Here is a 7,295-nt window from a genome sequence, read left to right on the forward strand (position 1 = left end):
CGGATATTTCAGGGCCTGTCGGCGTAAGCCTTCACCAGATCGAACATATAGTCGCGCCCGACATAGACCGAACGCACTTCCATGCGTTCGTTGAGGCCGTGCGCGCCGTTGCCGTCGGGGTCGCCCCACATGCCGGGGATGCCATAGGTCGGGATGCCGACCGCGCCGAGGAAGGTGGCGTCGGTATAGCCGTTGGCCATCGACGGGATAACCTTCAGTCCCGGCCAATATTTGTCGACGAGCTTTTGCATCGGCCCGATGATCTTCGGGTCGAGCGGCGGCGCGGGCGGCGCGGGGCGTTTCGGCGGCAACTGCGTGATCGTGACGCCGGGATCGCCGATCACCCTCGCGAGTTCGTCCCTGATCGATTCGATGCTGTGCCCGGGAAAGATGCGGCAGTTGATGTTCGCGCCGGCGCGCTGCGGCAGCGCGTTCGGGGCGTGGCCGCCGTCGAGCAGCGTCGCGACGCAGGTTGTGCGCAGATTGCTGTGGAGAAAGGGATCCTTGTTGACGATCGTCTCCGCCGCCTTGTCGGCGGGGGTCGTCGCCAGCGCGACCATCGCCTTGCCGGTCTCGTCGCCGCGCGCGGCGCCGGCCTCGGCAAAGAAGCGCCGCGTCGTGTCGGTCATCTCGACCGGGAAGTCATGCTCGTCGATCCTTGTGAGCGCGCGCGCGAGCTCGTAGATCGCGTTGTCGGGCACCGGCGCCGAGCTGTGCCCGCCGGGGTTGCGCGTTTCGAGGCGGAAATTGGCGAAGGTCTTTTCGCCGACCTGCACCGACTGGCCGATCACCTTGCCCTTGCCGTCGCTGTCGCCTCCGCCGCCTTCGTTGAGCGCGAATTCGGCGTCGATCAGGTCGCGCTTGTTCGCGGCGAGCCATTCGACTCCGTTGAACGCGCCGTTGGTTTCCTCGCCGCAGGTGAGTGCGACCTTGACCGTGCGCTTGGGCTTGTATCCCGCCTGCCGGAAGCGGATCAGCGTGTCGACCCACACGGCGGCCTGCGCCTTGTCGTCGGCGGTGCCGCGGCCGTAGAAATAGCCATTCTCCTCGACCATCACGAACGGGTCGCGTTCCCAATCGGCGCGCTTCGCCTCGACGACGTCGATATGCGCGACGAGCAGGATCGGCTTCGCGCTCCTGCTGGTGCCCGGATAGACGGCGACCAGACCGCCTTCCTTCGGATTCCCGGGGGCCGCGAACAGGGTGAGCTGGCCGTCGGGGATGCCCGCCGCCTTCAGCCGCGCCGCCATGCGCTCGGCGGCGAGGGTGCAGCTGCCCGACGACAGCGTCGTATTCGTCTCGACCAGCTCGCGGTAGATTTCGCGGAAAGCGAGCTGGTCGGGCCGGACCCGGGTTTCGGCGGCGGTTGCGGGCGCCGCGACCAGCAAGGCGGACGTCAGCAGCGCGGAAAGCATCTTCATCAAATTCTCCCCCGTTTTGCGGAGGAAAGGAGCAGAAAGACGGCGTGGCCGCAAGCCGCGATGCGTGGGCCCCTTGCGCGGCGAATGGCTTTCGCGCAATCGGGTGTGCGTGGGGAACAGGAGCCAGCGTGACGAGAATGAATGACCACCCGCCGGGGCTGGTGGCGCGCGCGGTGCGCCGCCTGCTGCTCCTGCTGTACCGGATGCGCGGCTGGAAAGCGGTGGGCGAGGTGCCCGAGCCGCGGCGTTTCGTGCTGATCGCGGCGCCGCACACGAGCAATTGGGACTTCGTCAATTTCCTCGGTCTCGCCGGCGATCTCCGCATCAGGCCGCATTTCATGGGGAAATTGTCGCTGTTCCGATGGCCGCTGGCCGGGTTCATGAAGCAGATGGGCGGCATCCCCGTCGACCGGCGCGGTGGCACCAATGTCGTGCAGCAGATGGCGGACGAGTTTGCGCACCGCGCCGAATTCATCCTGACGATCGCGCCCGAAGGGACGCGCGGCAAGACGAAGAAGTGGCGCACCGGATTCTACCAGATCGCACTCGCTGCCAGGGTGCCGCTGGTCGTCGGTTTCATGGACTACAGCAAGAAGACCGGTGGGCTCGGCCCGCTGATCTGGCCCAGCGGCGATTTTCGCGCCGATATGCTGAAGGTGCTGGAAACCTATAAAAATTGCATTCCCAAATTCCCCGAGCGTGCAGTGCAGTCGATCGATGATATAGTCGGCGGCGACGAGGTACCGGATATGCGTGCATGATCGACGCCCTTTTGCTGCTTGCGACCAATTTCGCGGGATTGCTCGGCGTCATCCTCATCCTGTGGGGCCTGTCGGTCGTTATCCGCGACGTGTCGTTCATCGACGCCTTCTGGGCGTTCGGCATGGTGCTGCTCGCATGGGGGACGTGGTGGCAGGTCGGGGTGGCTGCGGCGCATGCGAAGCTGCTGCTTGGCCTCACGACCTTGTGGGGCCTCCGGCTCGGCATCCATCTGACGATCCGCTGGGCGAGCCATGGCGAGGATCCGCGGTACAGGAAGATCCTCGCGGGCACGATGGAGAAGCGGAAGTGGAGCTGGGCGAAGACCGCACTGCTCATGGTCTTCGTGACGCAGGCGCCGTTGCTTTTCGTCACCTGCCTGCCCGCGCAGATCGGTATCTGGGCGAGTGCGACCGGCGCGGGGCAAGAGGTCGGAATTTCCGGCTGGATCGGCGTCGCGGCGGCGCTGGCCGGCATTGCCTTCGAAAGCATCGGCGACGCGCAGCTCGACGCGTTTCGCAAAAATCCCGCGAACAGGGGCAGGGTGCTCGACACCGGCCTCTGGCGCTACACGCGGCATCCCAATTATTTCGGCGACGCGCTGGCGTGGTGGGGCATCTGGCTGGTCGTCCTTGATCTTGGCTGGGCGCCCGCGCTCGCGAGCCTGATCGGTCCGGTCTTCCTGACCTTCACGCTCACCAGATGGTCGGGCAAGGCGCTGCTCGAAAAGGGACTGCACAAGACGCGCCCCGATTATGCCGCCTATGTCCAGCGCACCTCGGGCTTTATTCCATGGCCGCCAAAGGCGCGTTAGACGGGGGCCTTGGCGGCGCGGAAAGCCCCGCCGACGTATCCGCGCTCGGCGATGCGCCGCGCATCCGCGCGATCCTGATCGCGGCCGCGCGCGAGGGGCGCAGCGTCAGCTATTCCGAACTGCTCGGCGATCTCGGTTTCCGTTTCACGCGGCCCAAGATGCGTGCGGTGTGCCGGACGCTCGAAGAGGTCGACCGGCTGAGCGCGATGGACGGCGAGCCCGACCTTGCGGTGCTGGTGGTGCGCGAAAGCGACCGGCTGCCCGGGCAGGGCTGGTGGGTCGGCGGGACAGCGCTGCTGCTGGGTTATGACGGTCCGTGGGAAGGCGTGGCGGCGGCGCGGTTCATCCGCGAGCAGCAGCAGGCAGTGTTCGACTATTGGGCGCGGCACCAGGCGGATTTCGACCGGGAGCTGCCCGACCAAATTTGTCATCCCGGCGAAGGCCGGGATGGCGGATAAGGGAACGTTCGCGTTCCATCCCGAAGCCGCCGCAGCCTAAACCCGTCCCGGCGCCCGCGCGCGAATGAAATTCTCGAGCGCGACGAACAGCATCTCGCGCGCGTCGCTGCCGAGCATCTCGGCGGTCAGCCAGTCGAAATGGACGCGGTCGCCGCGTGAGGCGGAGCCGACGACGGCGGCGAGCAGCGCCTCGTCGAAGCTGACGCGCGGGCAGCAGGGCGGCGCGACCGCGAAAGGCTCGGGCCAGATGTGCCCGATCGCCTCGACGACCAGGCGATAGCGACGCGCGGCGAGGATATTGCCCCAGCGCCGTTCGAGTTCGGGCATCGGGTCGCGGTCGCTGCGGCGGCAGAGGATGCAATAGCGCAGCGCGAGCACCGCCTGCGCGGCTTCGACCGACAGGTCGCGCACCAGCGGCTGTTCGGACAATTGGCGGATCAGCGCGCTGCTTTGCATGAGGTGAATGTCTCCCGGCCCATGCAGCCCTCCGGTCCGCTCCATCCGCTTCGGGAAAAAGATGCCGGCCGCCTTGGAATGCAGCTTGAAGTTGCGGCGGCCGGCAGGAGGGGACTGCCCAACCTTGCTATTGAGAATTATTCGCAAATACAAGCGAAAAAAGAGGCGCCCGAAAGTGCCTCTCTTGTCAATGGCTTAGCGCGTGGACGTCGCCGTCGCCGCCGAATCAGTCGCTGACGGGCTTCGACTGAAGCTGGACATAATTTTCGATACCCATGCGCTCGATCATCTCGAACTGCTTTTCGAGCTCGTCGACATGATGCTCCTCGCTTTCGAGGATGTCGGAGAAGAGGTCGCGGCTGACATAGTCGCGCACGCCTTCGCAATGGGCGATGGCGTCCTTGAGCAGCGGGATCGCCTCTTCCTCGATCGCGAGGTCGGCCTTCAGGATTTCCTCGACCGTCTCGCCGACGCGCAGGCGGCCGAGCAGCTGGAAGTTGGGGAGGCCGCCGAGGAACAGGATGCGGTCGGCGAGCTTGTCGGCGTGCTTCATCTCGTCGATCGACTCTTCGCGTTCGAACGCAGCGAGGCGCGCAACGCCCCAATTGTCGAGCATGCGATAGTGCAGCCAGTACTGGTTGATCGCGGTCAGTTCGTTCTTGAGCGCTTCGTTGAGGAAGTCGATGACCTTTTCGTCGCCCTTCATGGTGTCTGTCCTGTCATTTTTCTTGGGTAATGGGAGTGGGCGCATTATAGGCGCCCCGGCTCCGTCGAGCCAAGGTCAAAAATGGCGGAAAACCAAGAAAAATCAGGCGGTCGCGGCGACGTCGCTGATGATATTGCGAGCGAATGACAGGCACTGGCCGCACTTGGGTTTGCGACCCAATTGCGCATAGGCCGCCTTGGCGCACCGCAATTGGCCGCTGCGCGCGACGTCGCGCAGATCACGTTCCCTTATTGCGTTGCAGACACAGACGACCATGTGCGAATCCTTCTCAACAAAGCCGATGTAGGGATAGTGCGAGGGATTCGCAACAGGAAAGATGCGACTGGTTCGCAATGTGAACAGGCGCATTTTTCCCGCGCCGCGCCGGTGCCGGCCCCTTGCCCCCGAAGTGATTCGCGGGCATAGGCGCGCCCATCTTCCCCGCCCTTCCAGCAAAAGGTCCGCCCCCATGAAAGTGAATGTCTATGTGACGCTCAAGCCGGGGGTGCTCGACCCGCAGGGCAAGGCGATCCATCATGCGCTCGAGGGCCTCGGCTTCGGCGGCGTTGCGGACGTCCGCGCGGGCCGCTTCATCGAACTCGACGTCGCCGACGGCACGAGCGATGCCGACCTCGACGCGATGTGCGCGAAGCTGCTCGCCAACACGGTGATCGAAAACTACCGCATCGAACGCCCGTAAGAGGAGCTCCCAGCCATGAAGACCGCCGTCATCGTCTTTCCGGGTTCCAACTGCGACCGCGACATGGCGGTCGCGCTCGAACAGGTCACGGGCAAGGCGCCCGCGATGGTATGGCACCGCGAAAGCGAGCTGCCCGACGGGGTTGACTTCATCGCGCTCCCCGGCGGCTTTTCCTATGGCGACTATCTGCGCTCGGGCGCGATGGCGGCGCGCTCGCCGATCCTGCGTGCGGTGTCGGACGCCGCGGGACGCGGCGTGCCGGTGCTCGGCGTGTGCAACGGCTTTCAGGTGCTGACCGAGGCGCAGCTGCTCCCAGGCGCGTTGATGCGTAACGCGGGGCTCAATTTCGTGTGCCGCACCGTGCCGCTCAAGGTCGAGAACAGCCAGTCGCTGTTCACCGCGAGCTATAATGCCGGCGAGGAGATCAGCATCCCCGTCGCGCATCACGACGGCAATTATTTCGCCGACGCCGAAACGCTCGACCGGATCGAGGGCGAGGGCCGCGTCGCTTTCCGCTACACCGACGGCGTCAACGGATCGGCGCGCGACATCGCGGGCGTGCTCAACGATACGGGCAATGTGCTCGGCATGATGCCGCACCCCGAACGCGCGATCGACCGCGCGCACGGCGGCACCGACGGGCTACGCCTGTTCGAGGCCGCGCTCGGCGTCCTCGCCTGACGGTTCCCTCAGGGGCCCGGCTTTCGGCCGGAGCCAGTGTCCGACGAACAGCAGGACCGTCGGCCAGAACATCGTGTTCCAGATGTCGTGCCAATGGGCGGACGCGGGCAGGACCATCGCATTGTTCGCTTGCGTCGTCATGTCGAGCACCTCGCCGGTGACGGCAAGGACGAGCACCGCGAGCCAGGCCGCGACCCCGCCACCGCGCCGTCGCCACAATAGCCGGATGGCGATAAACAGGCCGAGGCCGAAATAGACATGGAGCGCGTCGCGGCCGAGCGCGGTCGACGCGACGAGCCATGTCTTCTGTTCGGTGAACAGCGCGGCGAGTTCGATCAATGTCATTTACGTCAGACCCTGGCGCCGAACGGATTGAAATCGGTGCCTTCGTCGAACACATCGACACCTTCGCGCCGCTTCAACGCACCCACCACGACATAGGTTGCAGGGGTCAGCACCGCCTCCCACGCGACCTTCATCGCCCAGTTTGTCGTCAGCACCAGGAAGACCTGTTCGGTTTCCCAGATGCCGAGGAAGGCGATGGGATAGAAGATCAGGCTGTCGACGCCCTGCCCGAAAACCGTCGAGCCGATCGTCCGCATCCACAGGTGCCGCCCTTCGGTCGCCAGCTTCATGCGCGCGAGGACATAGGAGTTGACGAACTCGCCCGCCCAAAAGGCGACCATCGAGGCGAGGACGATCCGCCAGGCGGCGCCGAAGACGCTTTCATAGGTCTGCTGGCAGACCGCGCCGGGCCCCGATGCGTCGCCCGATTTGAGCGCCAGCGTCTCGGTGCCGCTGCACCACCAGTCCTGCGCGGGAGGCATCGCGAGGACGATCCAGCTCATCACCGCCATGAAGAGGAGCGCGGCGAACCCCGTCCAGATCACGCGCCGTGCGCGGGCATAACCATAGACCTCGGTCAGCACGTCGCCGATCACATAGCTGATCGGGAAAAACAGGATGCCCGCGCCGAAGGTCAGCCCCCCGACCATCGACAGTTTCGACGCGCCGATGATGTTCGACAGCAGCAGCACGGCAACGAAGGCCGCCATCACGAGGTCGTAATAGCGGAAATGCCGGACACTCGCAGCGCTGACATGCGCGGGCGCGGCGCCGGAGGCGGGGCTGGTCGGAGGGGAATCGGACATCGGCTTGCTGCTTAACCTGCTTTGCAGTCCAGGCAAACCGCGCTATTCGCCGCGCGACGCAAACAGCGCTGCGCGCCCGTAGCTCAGCTGGATAGAGCACCCGCCTTCTAAGCGGGTGGTCGCAGGTTCGAATCCTGCCGGGCGCGCCA

Annotated in this window: 11 protein-coding genes and 1 tRNA gene; 6 read left to right on the top strand and 6 right to left on the bottom strand. The window is 65.4% G+C overall.

Annotation, left to right across the window (positions count from 1 at the left end):
• Positions 1–8 precede the first annotated feature (8 nt).
• Complete coding sequence (locus JHC57_RS10930; RefSeq protein WP_294030034.1) at positions 9–1,421, bottom strand: M20/M25/M40 family metallo-hydrolase; 1,413 nt, start codon at positions 1,419–1,421, stop codon at positions 9–11.
• Positions 1,422–1,558: 137 nt separating this feature from the next.
• Here JHC57_RS10930 and JHC57_RS10935 point away from each other — a divergent pair, with 137 nt between their 5' ends.
• The 3 genes from JHC57_RS10935 to JHC57_RS10945 are packed head-to-tail and all read left to right on the top strand — an operon-like array spanning position 1,559 to position 3,452.
• Entirely contained in the window at positions 1,559–2,182 is a 624-nt protein-coding gene (locus tag JHC57_RS10935) for a lysophospholipid acyltransferase family protein (protein WP_294030041.1), read from the top strand.
• Complete coding sequence (locus tag JHC57_RS10940; RefSeq protein ID WP_294030035.1) at positions 2,179–2,994, top strand: DUF1295 domain-containing protein; 816 nt, start codon at positions 2,179–2,181, stop codon at positions 2,992–2,994. The genes JHC57_RS10935 and JHC57_RS10940 overlap by 4 nt, the downstream gene beginning before the upstream one ends.
• The gene (locus JHC57_RS10945; RefSeq protein WP_366928540.1) at positions 2,973–3,452 is read left to right on the top strand and encodes a ribose-phosphate pyrophosphokinase; all 480 of its coding nucleotides are present in this window, start codon (positions 2,973–2,975) and stop codon (positions 3,450–3,452) included. Before JHC57_RS10940 ends, JHC57_RS10945 begins: the two co-directional genes overlap by 22 nt.
• A 36-nt stretch (positions 3,453–3,488) precedes the next feature.
• Here JHC57_RS10945 and JHC57_RS10950 read toward each other — a convergent pair whose 3' ends face one another.
• From JHC57_RS10950 to JHC57_RS10960, 3 genes are all read right to left on the bottom strand, one after another.
• A complete protein-coding gene (locus JHC57_RS10950) occupies positions 3,489–3,908 on the bottom strand; it encodes an addiction module antidote protein (RefSeq protein WP_294030036.1) in 420 nt (139 codons plus the stop codon).
• Positions 3,909–4,134: 226 nt separating this feature from the next.
• Positions 4,135–4,614, bottom strand: coding sequence for a bacterioferritin (gene bfr / locus JHC57_RS10955; RefSeq protein ID WP_294030037.1), 480 nt, complete (start codon positions 4,612–4,614; stop codon positions 4,135–4,137).
• A 102-nt stretch (positions 4,615–4,716) separates the two neighbouring features.
• Positions 4,717–4,890, bottom strand: coding sequence for a (2Fe-2S)-binding protein (locus tag JHC57_RS10960; protein ID WP_294030042.1), 174 nt, complete (start codon positions 4,888–4,890; stop codon positions 4,717–4,719).
• A gap of 193 nt (positions 4,891–5,083) precedes the next feature.
• Here JHC57_RS10960 and purS point away from each other — a divergent pair, with 193 nt between their 5' ends.
• Both purS and purQ read left to right on the top strand, forming a co-directional pair.
• The gene (gene purS, locus JHC57_RS10965; protein WP_037513977.1) at positions 5,084–5,314 is read left to right on the top strand and encodes a phosphoribosylformylglycinamidine synthase subunit PurS; all 231 of its coding nucleotides are present in this window, start codon (positions 5,084–5,086) and stop codon (positions 5,312–5,314) included.
• A gap of 15 nt (positions 5,315–5,329) precedes the next feature.
• Positions 5,330–5,995, top strand: coding sequence for a phosphoribosylformylglycinamidine synthase subunit PurQ (purQ, locus tag JHC57_RS10970; protein WP_294030038.1), 666 nt, complete (start codon positions 5,330–5,332; stop codon positions 5,993–5,995).
• Here the strand turns inward: purQ and JHC57_RS10975 are convergent.
• On the bottom strand, positions 5,957–6,340 hold the full coding sequence (locus JHC57_RS10975) for a hypothetical protein (protein WP_294030039.1): 384 nt from the start codon (positions 6,338–6,340) through the stop codon (positions 5,957–5,959). The two genes, purQ and JHC57_RS10975, sit on opposite strands and share 39 nt — an antisense overlap.
• Positions 6,341–6,345: 5 nt before the next feature.
• Positions 6,346–7,146: a queuosine precursor transporter gene (locus tag JHC57_RS10980; RefSeq protein WP_294030040.1), complete on the bottom strand. Its 801-nt coding sequence runs from the start codon at positions 7,144–7,146 to the stop codon at positions 6,346–6,348.
• A 72-nt stretch (positions 7,147–7,218) separates the two neighbouring features.
• Here JHC57_RS10980 and JHC57_RS10985 point away from each other — a divergent pair.
• Positions 7,219–7,295 (top strand) — tRNA-Arg (locus JHC57_RS10985).

This window comes from Sphingopyxis sp. (assembly GCF_016463645.1).
Lineage (GTDB): Bacteria > Pseudomonadota > Alphaproteobacteria > Sphingomonadales > Sphingomonadaceae > Sphingopyxis.

Bases quoted from the DNA above. Each gene is read 5' to 3' on its own strand.
- JHC57_RS10930 (WP_294030034.1), bottom strand. From the start codon at position 1,421: ATGAAGATGCTTTCCGCGCTGCTGACGTCCGCCTTGCTGGTCGCGGCG.
- JHC57_RS10980 (WP_294030040.1), bottom strand. From the start codon at position 7,146: ATGTCCGATTCCCCTCCGACCAGCCCCGCCTCCGGCGCCGCGCCCGCG.
- JHC57_RS10975 (WP_294030039.1), bottom strand. From the start codon at position 6,340: ATGACATTGATCGAACTCGCCGCGCTGTTCACCGAACAGAAGACATGG.
- bfr (WP_294030037.1), bottom strand. From the start codon at position 4,614: ATGAAGGGCGACGAAAAGGTCATCGACTTCCTCAACGAAGCGCTCAAG.
- purS (WP_037513977.1), top strand. From the start codon at position 5,084: ATGAAAGTGAATGTCTATGTGACGCTCAAGCCGGGGGTGCTCGACCCG.
- JHC57_RS10940 (WP_294030035.1), top strand. From the start codon at position 2,179: ATGATCGACGCCCTTTTGCTGCTTGCGACCAATTTCGCGGGATTGCTC.
- purQ (WP_294030038.1), top strand. From the start codon at position 5,330: ATGAAGACCGCCGTCATCGTCTTTCCGGGTTCCAACTGCGACCGCGAC.
- JHC57_RS10950 (WP_294030036.1), bottom strand. From the start codon at position 3,908: ATGCAAAGCAGCGCGCTGATCCGCCAATTGTCCGAACAGCCGCTGGTG.
- JHC57_RS10945 (WP_366928540.1), top strand. From the start codon at position 2,973: ATGGCCGCCAAAGGCGCGTTAGACGGGGGCCTTGGCGGCGCGGAAAGC.
- JHC57_RS10960 (WP_294030042.1), bottom strand. From the start codon at position 4,890: ATGGTCGTCTGTGTCTGCAACGCAATAAGGGAACGTGATCTGCGCGAC.
- JHC57_RS10935 (WP_294030041.1), top strand. From the start codon at position 1,559: ATGAATGACCACCCGCCGGGGCTGGTGGCGCGCGCGGTGCGCCGCCTG.